Annotated in this window: 22 protein-coding genes and 5 tRNA genes; all 27 read right to left on the minus strand. The window is 30.1% G+C overall.

Going from position 1 to position 21,209, the window contains the following annotated elements; genetic code table 11:
• Nucleotides 1–2 precede the first annotated feature (2 nt).
• The 27 genes from BN899_RS15825 to mnmE all read right to left on the minus strand — a co-directional run bounded on the left by BN899_RS15825 (nucleotide 3) and on the right by mnmE (nucleotide 21,200).
• Nucleotides 3–77, minus strand: a tRNA-Thr gene (locus BN899_RS15825).
• A 12-nt stretch (nucleotides 78–89) separates the two neighbouring features.
• Nucleotides 90–166, minus strand: a tRNA-Asp gene (locus BN899_RS15830).
• A 14-nt stretch (nucleotides 167–180) separates the two neighbouring features.
• Nucleotides 181–256: transfer RNA gene (locus BN899_RS15835), tRNA-Val, on the minus strand.
• 7 nt (nucleotides 257–263) lie between these two features.
• Nucleotides 264–338 (minus strand) — tRNA-Glu (locus BN899_RS15840).
• A gap of 5 nt (nucleotides 339–343) precedes the next feature.
• A tRNA-Lys gene (locus tag BN899_RS15845) sits at nucleotides 344–419 on the minus strand.
• A gap of 334 nt (nucleotides 420–753) precedes the next feature.
• Nucleotides 754–2,043, minus strand: a complete 1,290-nt coding sequence (locus BN899_RS15850) for an adenylosuccinate synthase (protein WP_042277448.1) — start codon at nucleotides 2,041–2,043, stop codon at nucleotides 754–756.
• 78 nt (nucleotides 2,044–2,121) lie between these two features.
• Nucleotides 2,122–2,430 (minus strand): hypothetical protein, encoded by a 309-nt coding sequence (locus BN899_RS15855; protein WP_147568589.1) that lies wholly within the window; start codon nucleotides 2,428–2,430, stop codon nucleotides 2,122–2,124.
• A 216-nt stretch (nucleotides 2,431–2,646) separates the two neighbouring features.
• Nucleotides 2,647–3,975, minus strand: a complete 1,329-nt coding sequence (gene dnaB, locus BN899_RS15860) for a replicative DNA helicase (RefSeq protein ID WP_042277450.1) — start codon at nucleotides 3,973–3,975, stop codon at nucleotides 2,647–2,649.
• 24 nt (nucleotides 3,976–3,999) lie between these two features.
• Nucleotides 4,000–4,449 (minus strand): 50S ribosomal protein L9, encoded by a 450-nt coding sequence (rplI, locus tag BN899_RS15865; RefSeq protein ID WP_042277451.1) that lies wholly within the window; start codon nucleotides 4,447–4,449, stop codon nucleotides 4,000–4,002.
• Nucleotides 4,450–6,444 carry a DHH family phosphoesterase gene (locus BN899_RS15870; RefSeq protein WP_042277453.1) on the minus strand — a complete coding sequence of 665 codons (1,995 nt, stop codon included), beginning with the start codon at nucleotides 6,442–6,444 and terminating at the stop codon, nucleotides 4,450–4,452.
• Between the two features lie 10 nt (nucleotides 6,445–6,454).
• A complete protein-coding gene (locus BN899_RS15875) occupies nucleotides 6,455–7,411 on the minus strand; it encodes a YybS family protein (RefSeq protein WP_042277456.1) in 957 nt (318 codons plus the stop codon).
• A 7-nt stretch (nucleotides 7,412–7,418) separates the two neighbouring features.
• Nucleotides 7,419–7,739: a MazG-like family protein gene (locus BN899_RS15880; RefSeq protein ID WP_081712297.1), complete on the minus strand. Its 321-nt coding sequence runs from the start codon at nucleotides 7,737–7,739 to the stop codon at nucleotides 7,419–7,421.
• Between the two features lie 95 nt (nucleotides 7,740–7,834).
• Nucleotides 7,835–8,062, minus strand: a complete 228-nt coding sequence (gene rpsR, locus BN899_RS15885; RefSeq protein WP_042277459.1) for a 30S ribosomal protein S18 — start codon at nucleotides 8,060–8,062, stop codon at nucleotides 7,835–7,837.
• 19 nt (nucleotides 8,063–8,081) lie between these two features.
• Nucleotides 8,082–8,528 carry a single-stranded DNA-binding protein gene (locus tag BN899_RS15890; RefSeq protein WP_042277462.1) on the minus strand — a complete coding sequence of 149 codons (447 nt, stop codon included), beginning with the start codon at nucleotides 8,526–8,528 and terminating at the stop codon, nucleotides 8,082–8,084.
• A 34-nt stretch (nucleotides 8,529–8,562) separates the two neighbouring features.
• On the minus strand, nucleotides 8,563–8,841 hold the full coding sequence (rpsF, locus tag BN899_RS15895; RefSeq protein ID WP_042277465.1) for a 30S ribosomal protein S6: 279 nt from the start codon (nucleotides 8,839–8,841) through the stop codon (nucleotides 8,563–8,565).
• A gap of 402 nt (nucleotides 8,842–9,243) precedes the next feature.
• Nucleotides 9,244–10,446 carry an aminotransferase-like domain-containing protein gene (locus BN899_RS15900; RefSeq protein WP_042277467.1) on the minus strand — a complete coding sequence of 401 codons (1,203 nt, stop codon included), beginning with the start codon at nucleotides 10,444–10,446 and terminating at the stop codon, nucleotides 9,244–9,246.
• A gap of 89 nt (nucleotides 10,447–10,535) precedes the next feature.
• Nucleotides 10,536–10,718, minus strand: a complete 183-nt coding sequence (locus tag BN899_RS15905; RefSeq protein ID WP_042277469.1) for a DUF951 domain-containing protein — start codon at nucleotides 10,716–10,718, stop codon at nucleotides 10,536–10,538.
• Nucleotides 10,719–10,733: 15 nt separating this feature from the next.
• Complete coding sequence (locus tag BN899_RS15910) at nucleotides 10,734–10,997, minus strand: DUF3343 domain-containing protein (RefSeq protein WP_042277472.1); 264 nt, start codon at nucleotides 10,995–10,997, stop codon at nucleotides 10,734–10,736.
• A gap of 92 nt (nucleotides 10,998–11,089) precedes the next feature.
• Entirely contained in the window at nucleotides 11,090–11,680 is a 591-nt protein-coding gene (yedF, locus tag BN899_RS15915) for a sulfurtransferase-like selenium metabolism protein YedF (RefSeq protein ID WP_042277474.1), read from the minus strand.
• 152 nt (nucleotides 11,681–11,832) lie between these two features.
• Complete coding sequence (locus BN899_RS15920) at nucleotides 11,833–13,125, minus strand: helix-turn-helix domain-containing protein (protein ID WP_042277476.1); 1,293 nt, start codon at nucleotides 13,123–13,125, stop codon at nucleotides 11,833–11,835.
• Between the two features lie 191 nt (nucleotides 13,126–13,316).
• Nucleotides 13,317–14,459: an aminotransferase class V-fold PLP-dependent enzyme gene (locus tag BN899_RS15925; protein ID WP_042277477.1), complete on the minus strand. Its 1,143-nt coding sequence runs from the start codon at nucleotides 14,457–14,459 to the stop codon at nucleotides 13,317–13,319.
• A gap of 16 nt (nucleotides 14,460–14,475) precedes the next feature.
• Complete coding sequence (locus BN899_RS15930) at nucleotides 14,476–15,351, minus strand: ParB/RepB/Spo0J family partition protein (RefSeq protein WP_042277479.1); 876 nt, start codon at nucleotides 15,349–15,351, stop codon at nucleotides 14,476–14,478.
• A gap of 1 nt (nucleotide 15,352) precedes the next feature.
• Nucleotides 15,353–16,126: a ParA family protein gene (locus tag BN899_RS15935; RefSeq protein WP_042277482.1), complete on the minus strand. Its 774-nt coding sequence runs from the start codon at nucleotides 16,124–16,126 to the stop codon at nucleotides 15,353–15,355.
• Nucleotides 16,127–16,180: 54 nt separating this feature from the next.
• On the minus strand, nucleotides 16,181–16,966 hold the full coding sequence (gene noc, locus BN899_RS15940; RefSeq protein WP_042277485.1) for a nucleoid occlusion protein: 786 nt from the start codon (nucleotides 16,964–16,966) through the stop codon (nucleotides 16,181–16,183).
• Between the two features lie 186 nt (nucleotides 16,967–17,152).
• Complete coding sequence (gene rsmG / locus BN899_RS15945; RefSeq protein WP_042277490.1) at nucleotides 17,153–17,872, minus strand: 16S rRNA (guanine(527)-N(7))-methyltransferase RsmG; 720 nt, start codon at nucleotides 17,870–17,872, stop codon at nucleotides 17,153–17,155.
• Nucleotides 17,862–19,760 carry a tRNA uridine-5-carboxymethylaminomethyl(34) synthesis enzyme MnmG gene (gene mnmG, locus BN899_RS15950; protein WP_042277492.1) on the minus strand — a complete coding sequence of 633 codons (1,899 nt, stop codon included), beginning with the start codon at nucleotides 19,758–19,760 and terminating at the stop codon, nucleotides 17,862–17,864. Before mnmG ends, rsmG begins: the two co-directional genes overlap by 11 nt.
• Before the next feature lie 60 nt (nucleotides 19,761–19,820).
• On the minus strand, nucleotides 19,821–21,200 hold the full coding sequence (gene mnmE, locus BN899_RS15955; protein WP_042277494.1) for a tRNA uridine-5-carboxymethylaminomethyl(34) synthesis GTPase MnmE: 1,380 nt from the start codon (nucleotides 21,198–21,200) through the stop codon (nucleotides 19,821–19,823).
• Between the last annotated feature and the right edge of the window lie 9 nt (nucleotides 21,201–21,209).

A 21,209-nucleotide genomic window follows, 5' to 3' on the forward strand; every position in this document is an offset into this window, starting at 1 on the left:
AATGGAGCTGGTGATAGGAATCGAACCTACAACCTGCTGATTACAAGTCAGCTGCTCTACCGTTGAGCCACACCAGCAAAGTGTGTAATTGGCGACCTGGAAGGGACTCGAACCCTCGACCTCCAGCGTGACAGGCTGGCATTCTAACCAACTGAACTACCAGGCCGCATATATGTAAAATGGTGGGACTAACAGGGCTCGAACCTGTGACCCCCTGCTTGTAAGGCAGGTGCTCTCCCAGCTGAGCTATAGTCCCGGGAAATTGGTGACCCATAGGGGAATCGAACCCCTGTTACCGCCGTGAAAGGGCGGTGTCTTGACCGCTTGACCAATGGGCCATAAATGGTGATCCATCCGCGACTCGAACGCGGGACACCCTGATTAAAAGTCAGGTGCTCTACCGACTGAGCTAATGGATCATCTTTTACTTAGTTGTCTTTCGACTTGTTTCGCGATTTCTCTCGCTCACAAATAATATTATATTATCTGATTAAACTTTCGTCAACACTTTTTTAAAAATTTTTTATTTTTTTCAAATAACATTTAAAAATATAGTTACAAATCACCTCAACCTCAGTAATATACTCATTTTAATCACTTGGATTTTTAAACATTTTTTTGATAAAAAGTTTCATTTTTATAAATTTTTATATATTTTCACTGAAATTTTATACCATATTTAGTAAAAATATATGGAAAATTTTTGTTAAATAAAAAAGCATAGCAAGATAATATCTCACTATACTTTATTTATTAACAGAATATATTCTTTCTTATTATAGTTTGTGTTCTATTTGGTCCTACTGAAACCATATCAACATTTACACCAACTAATTCTTCTATTCTAGATATATATTTCTTTGCATTTTCAGGAAGATCTTCGAACTTCTCTACTCCTGTTATATCTTCATTCCATCCATCTAATTCTTCATATATAGGTTCACATTTAGCTAAATCTTCTAATGAAGCTGGGAAATCATTTATTATTTTGTCTCCCATTTTGTAAGCTGTACATATGTTTATCTTATCAAATCCAGTTAAAACATCTAATAACATGAAAGATATACTAGTTAATCCGTTTACTCTAGCTGCATATTTAACTATAACAGCATCAAACCAACCACATCTTCTTGCTCTACCTGTTACTGTTCCGAATTCACGACCTTGTTGTCTTATTTGTTCACCAATTTCATTTTCTAATTCAGTAACGAATGGTCCTTCTCCTACTCTTGTAGTATAAGCTTTAACTATACCTACAACATCCTTTATCATATTAGGCCCTACACCTGCTCCTACAGCAAATCCACCTGATACTGGATGAGAAGAAGTAACGTACGGATACGTACCTAAATCTAAATCTAATAATGTACCTTGAGCACCTTCAAATAACACTTTTTTACCTGCTTTTATTGCATCATAAACTATTACAGAAGTATCTGCAACGTAGTGTCTTATTTTATCAGCATACTCTAAGTATTCATTGTATATAGTTTCAAAGTCAAACATAGCTTCTTTACCATATATATTTGTAGCTAACTTATTCTTAGCTTCTATTTGTGGCTTTAACTTCTGAGCAAATATGTCTTTATCCATTAAATCACATATTCTTATTCCTGATCTCTCAGTTTTATCCATATAACAAGGTCCTATACCTTTTTTAGTAGTACCTATTTTGTTATCTCCTCTAGCTTCTTCAGCTAAAGCATCTAATTCTTTGTGATATGGGAACACTACATGAGCTCTATCACTTATTTTTATATTTCTTGTATCTATATCATCTTTATTAAGCATCTCTATTTCTTCTAAGAAGCCTTTTGGATCAAATACTATACCATTTCCTATTACATTTACTATATTAGCATTTAAAACTCCTGATGGTATTAAACGTAGAGCAAATTTCTTTCCTCCAACCACTAGAGTATGTCCAGCATTATTTCCGCCTTGTCCTCTTATTACTACATCCGCTTGAGTAGCAAGGTAATCTATAACTTTACCTTTTCCTTCGTCTCCCCATTGAGATCCTACAACTGCAACTGTCTTCATTTCATTCACCTCTATCATAGATATTCGAACACTTTACTAATACATTTTATCAAACATTCGATATGTTTTCAAACTTTTTTACTTTTTGTAAATTTTTAATATGTATTTTTCTATATTTTCTAAATTATCTATACTTATAATATCTTTTTCTAAAGCTCTAAATTTATTCATCCAAATGTCTAATTCTTCTAAATTATTAACACTACAAATATTTTCCACTTGGCCATGCATAGTGTTAGTAATATATATTTTATATTCATTATCTAACTTTTCACAGTAAACTACTACTGTTTCTTTTAAATTTTTATCAATTATTCTAAATAAATTAATTTCTCTGTTTACTTCCATTATTTTTGGATATATATATAATACATTTATATTCAACACATTTTTTCCCCCATACAATTTTGTATTTATAAACAAGAAAAGCAAGCTATATAGCTTGCTTTTTATTTTATTCACATTTATCAACAGGTGTTCTGTGGATATTGTGGATAATTTTTTGCCTAAATTTCAATGTTTATACATAATTTAGGACATGTATCCACACATTTCGAGCTTGTCAAAAGTATGTTCTGTGGATATTTGTTGATATTTTTGAAACTACATATCCCTTGATTTATCCGCAAATTTTTGAACTTCACCAAGCCAAACTAGTTCCACTGAGCCAGTTTCACCATGTCTGTTTTTTGCTATTATAACTTCACCAATGTTTTTTCTTTCTGAATCTGGATGATAATATTCATCTCTATATAAAAACATTACTATATCAGCATCCTGTTCTATAGCTCCAGATTCTCTTAAGTCTGATAACATCGGTCTATGATCAGCCCTTTGCTCTGGTGCACGAGATAACTGAGATAATGCAACTACAGGACAATTAAGTTCTTTCGCTATGATTTTCAAAGATCTCGAAATCTTAGATATCTCTTGTTGTCTACTTTCATTATTACCTTCACCTTCCATCAGCTGAAGGTAATCTATTAATATTAAATCTAATCCTTGCTCTATTTTTAATTTTCTACATTTTGATCTTAGTTCTGAAATTTTAATACCTGGAGTATCATCTATATGTATTTTAGCATTTGATAAAACTGCCATTGCATCAATTATTCTTGGCCAATCATTTTCATTAAGCTTTCCTGTTTTTAACTTGTTAAGCTCAACATTTGATTGCGCTGATAACATACGTTGTACTAACTGTTCTTTAGACATCTCAAGACTAAATACCGCTACTGATGCATCGCCTTTTAAGGCTGCATTTTGAACAAGATTTAATGAAAATGCAGTTTTACCCATAGCAGGACGCGCTGCAATTAATAGTAAGTCTGTTCTTTGCATTCCATTTATCTTTTTATTTAAATCTCTAAATCCAGTTGTTACACCTGTCATTTCAGCCTTAGAACTATATAGATGCTCAATCATATCATAAGCATCCATTAGTACTAAATTTATAGATTTAAAGTCATCACTAGCTTTTTCTTGAGATATATCAAATATTTTCTTTTCAGCTTTATCTAATACATCTTCTATTTTTGTAGAGCCATCATATCCTAAATTTATTATATCGCTAGAAGCCTTTATAAGCTTTCTAAGCACTGATTTTTCTTTTACTATATCAGCATAGTATTTAACATTAGATGTAGTTGGTACTATGGTAGAAAGACTAGTTATATAGCTTATACCACCAACATCATCTAAGTGACCTTGCTTTCTTAATTCTTCTGTTAATGTTATTAAATCTATTGGTTCACCTTTATTACTTAACTTTATCATACATTCATATATGATTTTGTGTGCTTCTTTATAAAAGTCATCTGGCCTTATAGTCTCACTGACTGTTATCATAGCATCTTTATCAAGTAATATAGAACCTAATATAGATTGTTCTGATTCCACACTATGTGGAGGAATTCTAGTCATATCCTCCATTTTTTATCACCTCAAGTGTTTAGACTATTGTTTTTCTTTTACATCAACTCTTACTGTAGTTGTTACTTTTTGATGTATTTTTATATCTACTTTTCTTGAACCTAATACTCTTATTGGCTCATCTAATGATATCTTTCTCTTATCTACTTCTATTCCGTGTTGTTTCTTTAATTGTTCTGCTATATCTTTTGAAGTTATTGAACCAAATAGTCTTCCGCCTTCTCCTGATTTTGAGTAGATAGCTACGTTCATTTCTTCCATTTTCTTTCCTTGTTCTACTGCTGCTTCATATTCTTTTTGAGCCTTTATTTCTTGAGATTTATTTTTCTCTTTTAATTCTTTCACTGATGTATTATCAGCTACAACTGCTAATTTTTTAGGGAATAAAAAGTTTCTTGCGTATCCATCACTTACTTCTTTCATTTCTCCTTTTTTTCCAGTTCCTTTTACATCTTTTAATAATATAACTTTCATCTATTTATCCTCCTTTAGGTTTTCTTCTATTATATCCTGCACCATTTTATATGCAGTTTGAAGTGAAACGTCCTTTACTTGGGCGCCAGCCATATCTATATGACCTCCTCCGCCTAGCTTTTCCATAAGGACATGTACATTTATTTTACCTAATGATCTTGCACTTATAAATATCTTGTTGCCTTTTTTACCTAAAACAAAAGATGCTTCTACATCCCTTATGTTTAGTAATTCATCGGCAGCCTGTGCAATAACTATGTTTATATTATCTATTTCTGCATTAGAGTATGCTAAACATATATTATTATCGATTATTTTACTACTTTGTATTATATCTGCCTTTGTTATAAAGTCTTTTATATCTGAGTTAAATAACTTTTTAACTTCTACAGTGTCTGCTCCAACCTTTTTAAGGTACGAAGCTGCTTCAAACGTTCTAACACCAGTTTTAAATGCAAAGTTCTTTGTATCTAGACTTATACCTGCAAGCAGTCCTTCTGCTGTCAGTTTATTTATCTTAACATTATCTTCCATATATTGAACTAATTCTGTAACCATCTCACAAGTAGATGATACATATATCTCATGGAATAATAGTACAGTGTCATTTATAAATTCTACACCTCTTCTATGGTGGTCTATAACAACAACTTTCTCTGATATATTTAGCAGTTCTTCACATTCTGTGTGGTTAGGTCTATGAGTATCAACTACAATAACTAAAGTATTCTTTGTACAATTTTTTATAGCAGTATCTTGATCTATAAACATGTTTTTATAATAGTCCATTGAATTTAATCTTTTAGTAAACTCTTCAATAGATTCATTTGTTTCTTCTAACACTATATTGGCAAATTTATTACACGATTTACATATATCATAAATACCAACGGCAGATCCCATGGCATCCATATCAGGGTACTTATGTCCCATTATATATATATTTTCGCTTTCTAAAATTACCTCTCTTAACGCATGACCTATAAGTCTTGATTTTACTTTTGTTGTTTTTTCTATAGCTTTTGATTTTCCTCCATAGAACACTGATTTATCTTTAGTTTTTATAACAGCTTGATCTCCTCCTCTACCTAATGCTAGGTCAAGAGCTCCAGATGCAAGCTTTAGATTTTCATTTACTGTATCGCCATCTATTCCAATTCCCATACTTATCGTTACCGGGAGATTGTTTCCATAGTCAATTTTTCTTATCTTATCTAATATAGAAAACTTATCACATTCTAATTTTTTTAGTTCTTTTTTATTCATAACAAGAACAAATTTGTCTTTTGAAGTTCTTTTTAATGCACCTTTTGACTCTGTTTCTAAAGATGTTAACATCTTTTCTATTTCAACATTTATCAATGGTCTTTTATCTTCGTCTGTGCTTTTTAATACTTCTTCATATCCATCAATTTGGATTAACATCATAGAATTTTGCTCATCTTCATATTGTTTTTGAAGATTTAAATGATCTGTTTTATCTAACCAATACAGCATCATTAAATATTTCGCATTTTTTTCTTTTTCATTTTTTATTACATTATAAACAATTGTATACTCTCTATCCTTATATTTTATATCAGTATACATTTCCTTATTTTCATTAAGGACTTTCCTAAGATTTAGATTTTTGACTATATTATCAATATTTACACCTAATAAATCTGGTGATTCTACCATATCGTTAAACTTACTATTATACCAAGATATACTTCCATCAAATTCAAGTATACATAAAGGTATCGGCAAGTTTAATATAGCTTTTTTAGTAGTCTCGTCTATATCTAATGATAAATTCTGAATATAATTAGTCCATTCTTTCCTTCTTATATTAGTTATTCTCCAATTGTGAGCAACTATATATACAAAACCGAAGAAAAATAAACATCCTATATATAAGTTATAAAAAAGCAGTATAGTACTTGCTATACCTATAATAACTATATATAAATTTATTTCTGGCATATTCATTTTAAAGGTTAGTTTGTTCCTCATTTCTACCCTCCTAAGTGGATTTGTAGCTTCTTACCTTTCTAAAGTCAATTATACTATCTAGCATTCCAACGAAAGATACTCCCATAAATCCAAATAAACTTAAAATTAATCCATATGTTAATATCATTCTTCCTGCACCTTGTCTAATCCATTTTCTAAAGAAGTATATACAGACTGATATTCCCTGGATCATAAACATAAAGTTAAATACAAACTGTAAGTTAAGCATTATTAACTCTGTATGCATATTTATACCTATAATGTCCGCAAGTAAAACTACCATATATATCAAAAATGATATTGTTACTGCATTTCCTGGTAAATAAAAATCTGATATTTTAGGTAACGGTAAATTCACTAGTCTTACCCTTTTTAAAATGAATACTTCAACATAGTAAGTTATAAAAGATAATATTGTTCCTATAAAAAACAGTAAAGTTGGAAGCATATTTCTAGTAAAATCTACCATACTGCTTACACTAACTCCTTCTCCTAGGTCAATACCTGCTCCTTTGAAAAGTTCAAATTGCATAGTCATACTCTCTTTTATAGCTGTCATAAAGTCTTCTAATATATTTCTTCCAAACACTGAGTTTGCTATTAAGAAGAAAATAATGACACAAACTACATTTGCTATTATACCCATATATATTGGTTCAAATTTATTAACTTCTCCTTGTTTTAGGTGTTCCCTCGCTATAGTACCTATAGCTATTGCTGGTAAAACCTTCAATATACATATATTTACAGAATAAATAGGGTTTACTGCAAACATAAGTACAAAAAATGTAACTACTAATGATAGAAAAGAGTACTTATTATCCGTTAGCGTACTTATTATTGCATAAGGCACTGGTATCACTAAGCTTAATATACCAAGCATTGGCACATACATTGTTACTAAAGATAATATTATTCCTAACGTAACTATCATTGATGCTTGCGATAACCTTACTCTATTACTCAAATTAGAATCACTCCTTATTATCCATATGTTTTTTTAGGTTAGATAAATCCCCATACCAACTTTCTACACTATGGTTCTCATCTATTCCTATTTTTATCTTTTCTTTTACCTTATAATCTATCTCTGTAAAACTTATACCCAATCTTTTTCCTAAAAGATACGTTATCATTATAATATTTGCTAAAGTATCTTGAAGTGCCTCGTCTAAAGGCTTTACACCCTTGAAAATTAAATTAAATAAATCCCCTAAACTTAGTATTAATTCTGTCTTCATCCATTCCATTATTTTAACATTTTTGGTTATATCTGAACTTTTATCTAATCTCAAAGTTGCCCCCTCCTTAATATATAAACATTATATCATAAATCATAGAAGATTTAACCCGATATACAAAAAAACGAGCCATAGGGCTCGTCCTTTTCTTAGTCTAATGTATATGGTAAAAGTGCTATGTTTCTAGCTCTCTTTATAGCAACTGTTAACTCTCTTTGGTGCTTAGCACAAGTTCCAGAGATTCTTCTTGGTAATATTTTACCTCTCTCAGTTACGTATTTTGTTAATCTTTGAGTGTTTTTGTAGTCTATTCTAGCGTCTTTAGAAGCACAGAATTGACAAACTCTTTTCTTTTTACGTCTCTTTTTGTTTATCATAGTAAATTTCCCTCCTTTTCTAGAATGGGATATCATCGTCATCTATAGCTTGGAATCCTTGAGGATCTAGTCCTTTTGGTTCAAAGCTTGGTTCGAAGTTCGGTTCGAATCCTTGATGATTCCCTTTATATGAACTTTCAGATTTATTTTTAGTATCTAAGAATTGTACTCTGTTAGCATTAACTCTTGTAGCTCTTCTAGTTTCTCCAGCTTGATTTTGGTAGCTATCAATTCTTATAGAACCTTGTACAGCTACTAAACTTCCTTTACCTATATAATTAGCGCAATTCTCTGCAGATTTGCCCCAAACTTGTATATCTATAAAGTCAGTTTCTTTTTTCCCATCTTTACCGCTAAATTCTCTATCAACAGCTATTGCAAAGTTAGCAACAGGAGTTCCACTTCCCGCGATGTATCTTAACTCGGGATCCCTAGTTAATCTACCCACTAATACAACATGGTTCATAATAACACCGCCTTTTACATAATAAAACTAGTTATTAAGCAACAACTATCATGTGTCTTATTACGTTTTCGTTTATCTTTAAGTTTCTATCTATTTCTTTAGGTACTTCTACACCAGCGTTGAAGTTAACTAATACGTAGTGACCTTCAGTAAACTTAGCTATTGGGTAAGCTAATTTCTTTGTTCCCCATACGTCAACTTTAACAACTTCACCTTCAGTAGCAACAACTTCCTTAACTTTGTTAAGTACAGCTTCTCTTGCTTCTTCATCAGCATTTGGCTTTACTACGAAAACTAATTCATAATTTCTCATTTATAATTCACCTCCCTTTGGACTTAACGGCTCTACTAAGTAGAGCAGAGAAATGAGACTTAAATCTCATACCTACACATTTTATCATCACTTTATGTAAATGTCAATTTGAATTTACACCTCTTCTAATATTATTACAGCTTTTTTTGTAATTGATACGTATATATTTAATTATGTTGGATAATACTATAGTTATATAGCCCCATAACTTAAATATATTTCATCCCAATCTCCCAAAAAGGGTGGTCATTAGACCACCTTTTTTTATTATAAGTAAATTATAATTTCATAAAATTAATTTTTAAAACATAATAATTAGCACCTCAAATTAATAAGATGCTAGTTATTACTTTTAATTATTTTAAATATGTATTTATAAAGTAATTCTCCTTATATTAGCATTTAAGCTTTTGCTTCCTCTTTCATATATTTCTTTAAAACAACTCCTAATCTTTTTACACCTTCTACTATTCTTTCATCAGGCATATTAGAGTAATTCAATCTAAAACAATTTTCTTTTCCTCCATTAGGGAAGAATGATCCTCCTGGTACGTATGCAACGCTATTTTCTACACACTCTTTCATAATTTCTCTAGAGTCTAAATATTCAGGCAATTGTACCCATGTAAATAGACCACCTTCTGGATGAGTATACTCTAGCCCTTCTGGGAATTCTTCTTTCATCGTATTTAGCATTAAGTCTCTACGCTTTTTATATACCGTTTTTAATTTTTCTACGTGTTTATCTAAATCATATATGTCCATGAATTTACTGACTTCTCTTTGAGATATGGTTGATGCTTGTAGATCTGCTCCTTGTTTTACAAATACAAATTTGCTTAGGATTTGAGGTGACGCACATGTCCAGCCTATTCTGTAACCTGGACAAAATACTTTTGAGAAACTTCCTAGATAAATTACTAATCCTTTTTTATCCATTGACTTTAAAGATGGTAGACTTTCACCTTCAAATCTTAGTTCACCATATGGATTATCTTCTATTACTGGTATTTCATACTTATTTATTACTTCTATAAACTTTTTACGTCTTTCTAATGGCCATGTTCTTCCTGTAGGATTTTGAAAGTCTGGTATTACATAAATCATTTTTACATTTTCAGTTTTGTCGAGTATCTTTTCTAGTTCCTCCATAATCATACCTTGATTATCTGTTGGAACTTCAATGAATTTAGGGCAATAAGATTTAAATGCATTTATAGCACCCAAATATGATGGGCTTTCACACAAGACTACATCACCTTCATCTAAAAATACCTTTCCTGCAAAGTCTAATCCTTGCTGTGATCCATTAGTTATTAATATATCGTCTTTTGTGATATTTGTCTTGCTTTTGCTATTCATTCTGTCGGCTATGTGCTCTCTTAAAGGTGGAAATCCTTCTGTCGTTGTATACTGCAATGCTTCCATTCCTGATTCTTCAAGAACTAAAGTTGATACTTTCTTCATTTCCTCAACCGGGAATAATTCTGGAGCTGGTAATCCACCAGCAAAAGATATAACCCCTGGTTTCTCCGTAAGTTTTAAAATCTCACGAATCTCTGATCCTTTTAATCCATCCATCCTACTTGCAAATTTAATAGCCATAATTAAGGCACCCCCTGAGAATGTTTTCCTTAATTTAATTATAGCAAATTAAATATCATTTCGATACAAACTTTATTCTTTTTTTGACCTTATTTTATAATTTTTTTCACTCTCTTTTCAAGAGTCTCTCTATCTAGCATTATTACTCTAGAACACTGTATACATCTTATTTTGATGTCCATTCCTGTTCTCGTTATTTCAAATTCTTTACACCCACAAGCATGCTGTTTTTTCATCTCAACAACATTGCCTACCTTAAGATCCATTGGCATAAATATTCACTCCTTCTAGTCTATTTTTTTAACTTCTTTTTTACCATCTTCTAATCTTTTTATATGGAATATTCCTTTATATTCTATATTATTATCTTTTAATATATTAGACACTCTATCTATGTCGTTATATAAAAATCTTATTGATATACCACAACTAGCAGTTATTTCTCTAGGTGTTGGAAGTGTAGTCGATGTAACCTCATTTTCTGATAATATTTTATCTGTTCTTATTGCATGATGTGTTGAGTTAAATGATACTATATACATTTCGTTCATTTTTTATTACCTCTTTCTTAATTACTTATATTGTCACTTTATATTATATTTAAATTAAGGCTACATATAAACTATGTAGCCCTATAAATTAATTATATAGATATAGTTTGTGATGAATTATTCATTATATCCACTATTGTATACATATTTGTAACAGAACCAACTTGTAAGTCTTCTTTTAAATTATAATAATCTAAGCACGTTCCACAAGATAAAATTTCTACCCCCGCTGATTCTAGTATTTTAAGGTTTTCTATAGTACTAGGATTTTGTGCAGTTAGCTTTATACCTGAGTTAACAAAGATTATATGCTTTGGGTAAGGCTTAGCTTCTGTTAATGTATATATGTATCCTTTTATAAGTACTTCTCCTAATTCATCATTTCCTTGGCCCATTTTATCTGATGATATAAATATACATTTATCTTCTAATTTTTCTTTTTTAGGTTCTTCTATTATAACATTTTCTCCCTTTTTTATCTCTATAGTAATTAAATCTTTTTCGTCTTTTAATATTCTCGTCTCACAGTTTAAAGAATTTGCTAGTTTTAATATATTTTCTTTAGCTATCTCGTTATCAACTGTAGCGACAACTATTCCTTGCTCCATTTTATCTAGTTCTCTTTTTGTATTTATAACTGGCTTAGGACAACCTAATCCTCTTGCATCTACTTCTATAAACATAACTTTACCCATCTCCTTAAACTTATTTCAATTTATTCTATCATAGATATAATTTTATCTGTTATAGATTATTTCTATAACCATATAGATTCACTTCGTCTTTTATCTTATAAATTTCTATAATATAAAAAGACTCTTAATTAAGAGTCTTTTTATATTATTTCTAAATTCTTATACATAGATACTCCCTTTTGGTAGTATTCCAATTCTTTTTCTTTTGATATATCAGTATATAATTGTCCTAAGTCTATATATAAATCTGCTAGTATTTTCTCATTTCCTAAGTCTGATATTATATTTATACACTTAGATAAGTACTCTATAGACATTACATTTTCATTTTGCTTTTTATACATTTGTGAATAGTATTTTAGAACTTTATATTCATTAAATTTATTCTTATATTTTATTGCTGATGCTAAAGCAATTTTACAATATTTTTTAGCTAGCTCATATTCTTCACTTTCTATATAAGCCTCTATTATTTTTAATAGACTATTTACAGTATATTCATCCTCATCATGTTGTTTTATACTATAAACTTTATGTGAGTATTCTAGAGATTTTTGATTATCTCCCATATTTTTATATATATCAGATATCAATGAATATACATTAGCTAGACCCGTTCTATTTTCTTCTTTTTCTAGTATTTCTAAAGCCTTTTTAAAGTATTCCTTTGATTCTTCATGTCTTCCTACACTTAAAAGATTATTTGCTTTTAAGATAATCATATCTACTTCTTCTTTTAAGTTCTTTTGATTTTCTATATCATTTATTTTTTCTATATATTCTAATGATTTTGCTGGGTCATTTAATTTTATATATGAACAAGCCATTTTGCTATATAAATCTCTGTGTATATTTTTATCTTCAAGTTGAATTTCATTTAGAACTTCTTCTGCAAAATTAAATTGGCTTATAGCACCCTTGTAAAATTCTTCTATCATATATATATTTCCTATGTTTAAATAACAATTAAATATATTTTCTTTATCATTATTTTTTATAAAGAAATATAGAGCTTTTTCAAAATTATTTATTACAAGAGAGTAGTTTTTTCTTTTTAAGTTTATATTTCCTAATAATAAATTACATTTTCCGTAGTTGTCTGTTAAATTGTATTCTTTACATATGTCTAATATACCATTTATTTGTTTTTCTGCTTTTTCTAATTCATTGTATTTAATATAAACTTCACTTTGAAGTATTAGGTTGTCTGTTATTTTCTTAGACTGCATTTCTTTTGTTTCTATAAGATAGTCTACACTAACCTCTAATCTTTGAGCTAAGTAATCTAATAACTCTTGGCTAGTATGTGATTTATCTCTTTCTATGTGACTTATTTGAGCTGCTGTAATTCTGTCTCCTGCTAACTCTTTTAAAGTCATATTTTTTTCTTTCCTTAATTTTTTTATCTTCTCTCCTAAACTCAAAATATCCATATGGCTCCCCCTTGAAAACATTTTCTTATAATATGATTATAACTTATATTTATCTTAAAAACACTAACTATTTTTAATAGTTTTACATTATTCGTCTGTTTTATTTAAATTATTCCCTTTTTCACTATAGTTTAACATAAAATAAAGCTATAATGGTAAATTATACCATTATAGCTTTGTATTTTTCTTATCTAATTGTTATTCGATATATTTTGTAAAGCTTCTATAGCTTTATCTATATCTTCTTTTGTATTGAAATATCCTAAGCTAAACCTAACAGCACCCTGCTCTAATGTTCCAAGGGTACTATGAGCTAAAGGCGAACAATGTATACCTGATCTTGTGGCTATATCATATTCGCTATCAAGTAAGAATGTTATTTCTCCAGAATCTATATTATTTATATTTATAGATATAACAGCAGCTCTCTTTTTACTATCTTTAGGTCCATATATAGTTAGATTTGGTATGCTTTCTAACTTATCTAACATATACTGACATAATTCTTCTTCATGAGATCTTATATTTTCTATACCTTCTTCAAATATAAATTTTATACCTTCATTTAACCCTACAATTCCTGGGGTATTGTGAGTTCCTGATTCATACTTGTCTGGTAATAATTCTGGTTGGAATAGCTCTTCTGACTTACTTCCTGTTCCACCTTCTTTTAAGATATTTACATCTAATCCGTCTCTTATATATAAAATACCTGTTCCTTGAGGACCTAATAAACATTTATGTCCCGGAGCAGCTATCATGTCTACATTCATCTCAGCTACATTTATATCATATACTCCCGCAGTTTGAGATGCATCTACTAAGTATAATATATTATTTTCTTTAGCGACTTCTCCAACTGATTTAATATCTATTATTGTTCCACATACATTTGATGCATGAGTTGTAACTATTAATTTTGTATTTGGTTTTATTGCCCTTTTTAAATCTTCTATATTTAAGAATCCATCTTTATCACATTTAACTATAGTATTTTCTACTCCATGTTTTTCTAAAGATTTTATAGGTCTTATTACAGAATTATGCTCCATACTTGTTGTTACTATATGATCTCCACTTTCTACTACACCTTTAATAGCCAAATTTAAAGAGTCTGTGGCATTATTAGTAAATACTATACTCATTGGATTATCTATATTAAACAACTTAGCTATATTTTCTCTTGCATCATATATCTCCCTTGCAGCTTTCATAGCTAATTTATGTCCTGCTCTTCCTGGATTTGCACAATAATTTTTCATACAATCCATTATTCCATTGTAAACCCTATCTGGCTTTGGGTATGTCGTTGCTGCATTGTCTAAATAAATCATATAAGGTTTCCTTTCTCTATGCTTCTTCAAGTAGCATAGATACTATATTATTTAAGTCATCATCATTATAGTATTCTATTTCAATTTTACCTTTTTTCTTTCCTTTTGAAATATTTACTTTTGTTCCAAATATATTTCTTAGTCTTTCTTCTACATCTACTATAAATATGTCTTTTTCTTTTTCTTTCTTTATAACTTCTTCAGTGCTACTTTCACATATTTTTTTAGCTAGACTTTCTGTAACTCTAACTGAAAGTTCTTCTTCCACAACTTTATTAGCTAAGCTTAATTGTGAATCTAAATCAATAACTCTAAGTAATGCTTTCCCATGACCTGCTGTTAAATATCCTCTTTCCACCATCTCTGCGACTGGTTCACTAAGATTTAATAATCTTAATGTATTAGTTATATGAGGTCTACTTTTTCCTACAGCTTCTGATATTTCTTCTTGAGTTACATTATAGTGTTCTATTAAACCTTTATATGCTAGTGCCTCTTCTATACAATTTAGGTCTTCTCTTTGTAAGTTTTCTATAAGAGCTATTTCCATTATATCTCTCATTGGTATATCTTTTATTACTGCAGGTATATCGCTCTTTTTAGCCATTTTAGATGCTCTATATCTTCTTTCACCTGCAATAATCATATATTTCCCATTATCATCTGGTTTAACAACTATCGGTTGTAATACTCCATAATGCTTTATTGATTCAGATAATACTTTGACTTTTTCTTCATCAAATATTTTTCTTGGTTGATCTTCATTTGGATATACTTTACTTAATTCAATATTTACAATATCCTTTTGATCTATTTCTTCATTTGCATCAGGTATTAATGCGCTAAGCCCTCTACCTAGCCTATTTGTTCTTTTAGTTGGTTTCTTTTCCATATTATATTATGTCCTCCTCTAAATCTATAAATTCTTCTGCTAGTTCCATGTATGCTTCTGTACCTCTACATTTAGAATCATAATAAATTACTGGTTTGCCATGACTTGGTGCTTCTGCTAATCTTACATTTCTAGGTATAAGCGTTGTATAAACACTTCCCTTAAAATATCTTTTTACTTCTTCTACAACTTGTATAGATAGGTTTGCTCTCCCATCAAACATACTAAGTACTACACCCTGAATATCTAAACTTGGATTTAATCTAGATTTTACTAACTTTATAGTTTCCATCAGTTGACTAACTCCTTCTAATGCATAATACTCACATTGTATTGGTATTAAAACACTATCTACAGCAGTAAGACTATTTATAGTAAGCATACCTAAAGATGGTGGACAATCTATAAATATATAATCATATTCTTCTCTTATAGGTTCTAATGCATTTTTTAATATAAATTCTCTATCTTTCATAGTTGTTAATTCTATTTCTGCTCCTGATAGCTCAGTTGCAGCAGCAACTATATCGACGTTATCAAATTCCGTACCTATTATAGCTTCTCTTATATCTAAACTATCTAACATTACTTCATAAATAGTACTTTCAACAGAATTTTTATCTACTCCATATCCACTAGTTGTATTTCCTTGTGGGTCTAAATCTAATACTAATATTTTTTTCCCCATTTTCCCCATACTTGCACTTAAATTTACATTTGTAGTTGTTTTACCAACTCCACCTTTTTGATTAAATACTGCTATAACTTTGCTCATAAGATTTCCCCCCCTGTCTATTTTAAAAAAAGATTACTGCATGCAGTAACCTTTTTACTTTTTAGGAATCTTTACAACAACTTCCATATAATCTCCCTTGTCTATTTCATTATACTTAGCTTCAATTCCTGTACCTATTATTGCATCAAAGGCTTGTTTCATGGTATTTAAATATATTCTTATAGCCATAGAACCCTTTACATTTTGTTTTTTATCAGCTTCACTAGGAGCTTCTAAGTCTTCTAGTATATCCTTTATCAACTTTTCTGTTTTCTTTACAGTTAGCTCGCTTTTTATTACTTTATCTAGAACTTCCTTCATTAGCTCTTCATTAGGTAACTTAAGTAAGGCTCTAGCGTGTCTTTCTGTTAAATTATTTTCTACTAGCTTTATCTTTATCTCACTTGAAAGTCTTAATATTCTAAGTTTATTAGCTATAGTAGATTGATTTTTACCAAGCTTTTCAGCTAATTGTTGTTGTGTAAAATCATGTTCTCTTATTAAATTTTCATAACCCATAGCTTCTTCTATGAAGTTTAAGTCTTCTCTTTGTAAGTTTTCTAATAACGCTAACACTGCAGAAGATTCGTCAGACATATTATTTATAATAACTGGAACAGCTTCAAGTTTTGCTAATTTAGCGGCTCTTAGCCTTCTTTCTCCTGCAATTAATTCATATTTATCATCTTTCATTCTAACTGTTATAGGTTGAAGTATCCCGTAAACCTTTATAGAATTACTTAGTTCTTCTAATGCCGACTGTGAAAATACCTTTCTTGGTTGATATGGATTTGGAACTATTTGTTCTATTGGTATCTCCATAACTCTTTTCTCTTCCATAACATCCCTCTCTCATATAGATATAAATATATTAAAATTTAAGTAGTTCCCTACAAATTAATACGCATTTAGATATATGAATATAATATTTCTTCATATACCTATATAATCCTTCTATTTTATTTCTTTTTTGGTAGAAAATTAGTTATTTCTCAGGAAATAACTAATTTCGACCTAAATAGATTTTTATTTTATAGGGTTTTTGCTTGGTTTCCCTGCTTTTCTAGGATATTTTTCTGGCGTATTTTTTACTTTTTTAAAAACTAAAATATTATGATTTAAATCTGATTCAGGAAGTTTGACATCTATCTTTTCGATAAATTCAACCCCTAAAGCATCCATAGCTGCTTTAGACTCTTCTAGCTCTAAGTTTGCATTTGGACCTTTTAAACATACAAAGTGCCCCCCAACCTTAATAAATGGTATACAAAACTCCATTAAGACTGGTAAACCTGCTACTGCTCTTGCAGTAGCAACATCATATTTTTCTCTGTACTCTTCAGATTTTCCAAAATCTTCAGCTCTACCATGAATATATTCTATATTATCAATTCCTACACTTTTGCTAACTTCTTGTAAGAAATTTATTCTTTTATTTAAGGAATCCAGTAAAGTAACCTCTAAATCTTCTAGACATATTCTTAAAGGCAGTCCTGGAAATCCTGCTCCAGTTCCTACATCTATTAAAGATATTCCGTTCTTTATATATCCATTTTTCACCGCAGATATAGAATCTAAAAAGTGTTTTATATACACTTCTTTTTCTTCTACTATTCCTGTAAGGTTCATATGTTGATTCCAATCTGCTAGCATATCTCTATATATTTTTAGATTATCTAACATCTTATCATTAACATCTATTCCTAAATCACAAAGACCTTTTGCTAATATGTCTCTATTGCTCATTTTTTCCTCCTCTAGTTCTTCTCATTTGCTCTAAGTATATAAGAAGTACTGATATATCTGCAGGAGAAACCCCCGATATACGAGACGCTTGTCCTATAGATATAGGTCTTATAGCATCAAGCTTTTGTCTTGCTTCTATTCTAAGACCATCTATTGATAGATAGTCAATTTCTTCTGGTAATCTTTTATTTTCAAGCTTTTTAAACTGATCTATTTGTTTTAATTGCTTATCTATATATCCTTCATATTTCGTCATTATTACACATTGCTCTTTAACTTCATCGGAAACACTTTCATCTGCACCTTTTCCTATTGTTTGGATTAGTTCGTATGTTACCTCTGGACGCTTTAGGAAATCATATAAAGATAAACCTACTTTTATTTCAGATGCTCCCATTTCTGTTAATAAGTGATTTACTTCTTTAGGAGTTACTCTTTCAGTTTTTAATCTTTCTAATTCTTTTTCAACTTCTGCTTTTTTGTTTAAATATCTTTGATATCTTTCTTCCTTAACTAAACCTATATCATAACCTCTTTGAGTAAGTCTCATATCTGCGTTATCTTGTCTTAAATATAATCTATACTCAGATCTAGAAGTCATCATTCTGTATGGCTCATTAGTTCCTTTTGTAACTAAGTCATCTATTAAAACACCTATATAAGCTTCAGATCTATCTAAAACAAAAGGTTCTTTTCCTTCTATCTTAAGAGCAGCATTTATACCAGCTATAAGCCCTTGAGCTGCTGCTTCTTCATATCCTGAAGTACCATTGAATTGACCCGCACTGAATAAGTTTTCTACACCTTTGATTTCAAGACTTATCTTTAATTGAGTCGGATCTATACAATCGTATTCTATTGCATATGCTGGTCTCATTATCTTTGCATTTTCAAGACCTGCCACACTCTTATACATTTGTAACTGTACTTCATAAGGTAAACTTGTAGATATACCTTGAATATACATTTCTTTTGTATCCATACCTTCTGGTTCTATAAATATTTGGTGCGATTCTTTATCATTAAATCTTACAACTTTATCTTCTATAGACGGACAATATCTTGCTCCAGTACTGTCTACTTTTCCGCTATACATTGCTGATCTATTTAAGTTATTCATTATAATCTCATGAGTCCCTAGGTTTGTTCTTGTTAAATAACAAGGCTCTTGGTCCATTTTTAAATCTTCAGTTAAGAATGAGAATGGAGTTATTTTTTCATCTCCTTCTTGAATAGACATAACTGAAAAATCTATACTATCTCTATGAATTCTTGCTGGAGTACCAGTTTTGAATCTTCTCATGTTTAATCCAAGCTTAACTAATCCTTCAGTTAAATGCTTAGCATACCCTAATGCATTAGGCCCTTCATAGAAAGATACTTCTCCCATATATATCTTAGAGTTTAAGTAAACTCCTGTTGCAAGTATTACTGCTTTTGCTTCATATATACATCCAAGTTTTGTTACAATACCTTTAACAACATTTTCTTCATGTACTATATCAATTACCTCATCCATAACTACATCTAAATTAGGTTCATCTTCTATAGTTTTTTTCATTTCTGTATGGTATTTAAACTTATCTGCTTGTGCTCTTAATGAGTGTACCGCTGGTCCTTTTGCAGTATTTAACATTCTACTTTGTATAATTGTTTTATCTGCATTTATACCCATTTGTCCACCTAAGGCATCTATTTCTTTTACTAATTGACCTTTTCCTGTTCCACCCACTGATGGGTTACATGGCATAAGAGCAATTGAATCTAAAGACATTGTTACAATTAATGTTTTATGTCCCATTCTTGCAGTAGCAAGAGCAGCCTCACATCCAGCATGTCCAGCTCCTACTACTACTACATCATATTTTCCTGCATTGAAATTTATCATGTTAGTATCCTTTCCGTTAAGTATTAATGTTTCACGATAAACATTTATTTTGTTTTACACTTACTTCCCTATACAGAAGTTAGCAAATATCGTATCTAATAAATCTTCTCTAACTGTATCTCCGTTTATATACCCTAGGTAATCCCATATATTTTTAAAGTCAACTTCTATGAAATCATATGGCATATTTTGATCTATCGCATTTATAGCATCATTTATAGATTCATATGCTTTTAATAATGCATCCTTGTGTCTAGAGTTTGTAATCATTAAATTAGAAGAATGTTTCACACTTCCTTTGTAAACCATTGATTCTATTCTATCATGTAATTCTTCTATTCCTTCATGTTTTAGTGCTGATATTTTTATTATACTTTCACTATCAACATATTCTCTTATTTTATCTATTTCTATTTGTTGCTCTAAATCTGTCTTATTTAGTAAGACTATTGATTTTTTACTCTTAAGATTTTCTAATATTTCTATATCTTCTTCAGACAGTTTTCTTGATGCATCTAGCACCATTATAACTAAATCGGCACTACTTATAGATTCTTTAGATTTTTCGACACCTATTTTCTCAACTATATCTTCCGTTTCTCTTATACCTGCTGTATCTACTATTTTTAAAGGAATACCTTTAATATTTACAAATTCCTCTATAACATCTCTTGTAGTACCCGCTATATCTGTAACTATCGCTCTATTTTCGCCTAATATAGAGTTAAGCAGTGATGATTTACCTACATTTGGTTTTCCTACTATTACTGTTTTTAATCCGTCTCTTAATATTTTACCACTTTCGGCAGTATCATATAATTTCTTTATTTCAGTTTTTAGATCTTCAGCTTTATCTTTAAGTGTTTTATAAGTTATTTCTTCTACATCTTCTTCAGAGAAATCTATTGAAACAGTTAAATGAGCTAAAACTTCTGTCACATTTTCTCTTAGTTCTCTAATCTTTTTAGATAAAGAACCTTCTAATTGACTTTGAGCAACTTCATGAGCCGTATCTGTTTTTGCTTTTATTACATCTATAATCGCTTCTGCTTGAGATAAGTCTATTCTACCATTTAAGAATGCTCTTTTTGTAAATTCTCCAGCATCTGCCAATCTTACATCTTTCGATAATATAAGTTCTAATATTTTTTTAACTGATATAAATCCACCGTGACAGTTTATTTCTATAACATCTTCCGCTGTATATGAGTTTGGACCTTTCATATAAGCTAGTAAAACTTCATCTATCACTGTATCATTATCAACTATATTTCCGTATATTAGTGTTCTTTGTCTGTAGTCCTTTATTAACTTATTCGACATAGATTTAAAGATATCTTGAGCAACCTCTAAAGATCTCTCCCCACTAATTCTTATTATTCCTATACCACCTTCACCTGGTGCTGTTGCAATTGCTGCTATAGTATCATCTATAAACAAATTTATCAC

It is taken from the genome of Faecalimicrobium dakarense, from assembly GCF_000499525.1.
Lineage (GTDB): Bacteria > Bacillota > Clostridia > Peptostreptococcales > Peptostreptococcaceae > Faecalimicrobium > Faecalimicrobium dakarense.

Bases quoted from the DNA above. Each gene is read 5' to 3' on its own strand.
- rsmG (WP_042277490.1), bottom strand. From the start codon at position 17,872: ATGAGCAATAGAGACATATTAGCAAAAGGTCTTTGTGATTTAGGAATA.
- dnaB (WP_042277450.1), bottom strand. From the start codon at position 3,975: ATGGAGGATATGACTAGAATTCCTCCACATAGTGTGGAATCAGAACAA.
- rpsR (WP_042277459.1), bottom strand. From the start codon at position 8,062: ATGATAAACAAAAAGAGACGTAAAAAGAAAAGAGTTTGTCAATTCTGT.
- BN899_RS15850 (WP_042277448.1), bottom strand. From the start codon at position 2,043: ATGAAGACAGTTGCAGTTGTAGGATCTCAATGGGGAGACGAAGGAAAA.
- BN899_RS15920 (WP_042277476.1), bottom strand. From the start codon at position 13,125: ATGGATATTTTGAGTTTAGGAGAGAAGATAAAAAAATTAAGGAAAGAA.
- noc (WP_042277485.1), bottom strand. From the start codon at position 16,966: ATGGAAGAGAAAAGAGTTATGGAGATACCAATAGAACAAATAGTTCCA.
- yedF (WP_042277474.1), bottom strand. From the start codon at position 11,680: ATGTTTATAGAAGTAGATGCAAGAGGATTAGGTTGTCCTAAGCCAGTT.
- BN899_RS15910 (WP_042277472.1), bottom strand. From the start codon at position 10,997: ATGAACGAAATGTATATAGTATCATTTAACTCAACACATCATGCAATA.
- BN899_RS15890 (WP_042277462.1), bottom strand. From the start codon at position 8,528: ATGAACCATGTTGTATTAGTGGGTAGATTAACTAGGGATCCCGAGTTA.
- mnmG (WP_042277492.1), bottom strand. From the start codon at position 19,760: ATGATAAATTTCAATGCAGGAAAATATGATGTAGTAGTAGTAGGAGCT.
- BN899_RS15935 (WP_042277482.1), bottom strand. From the start codon at position 16,126: ATGAGCAAAGTTATAGCAGTATTTAATCAAAAAGGTGGAGTTGGTAAA.
- BN899_RS15870 (WP_042277453.1), bottom strand. From the start codon at position 6,444: ATGAGGAACAAACTAACCTTTAAAATGAATATGCCAGAAATAAATTTA.
- BN899_RS15900 (WP_042277467.1), bottom strand. From the start codon at position 10,446: ATGGCTATTAAATTTGCAAGTAGGATGGATGGATTAAAAGGATCAGAG.
- BN899_RS15905 (WP_042277469.1), bottom strand. From the start codon at position 10,718: ATGCCAATGGATCTTAAGGTAGGCAATGTTGTTGAGATGAAAAAACAG.
- BN899_RS15925 (WP_042277477.1), bottom strand. From the start codon at position 14,459: ATGATTTATTTAGACAATGCAGCAACGACATACCCAAAGCCAGATAGG.
- BN899_RS15930 (WP_042277479.1), bottom strand. From the start codon at position 15,351: ATGGAAAAGAAACCAACTAAAAGAACAAATAGGCTAGGTAGAGGGCTT.
- rplI (WP_042277451.1), bottom strand. From the start codon at position 4,449: ATGAAAGTTATATTATTAAAAGATGTAAAAGGAACTGGAAAAAAAGGA.
- rpsF (WP_042277465.1), bottom strand. From the start codon at position 8,841: ATGAGAAATTATGAATTAGTTTTCGTAGTAAAGCCAAATGCTGATGAA.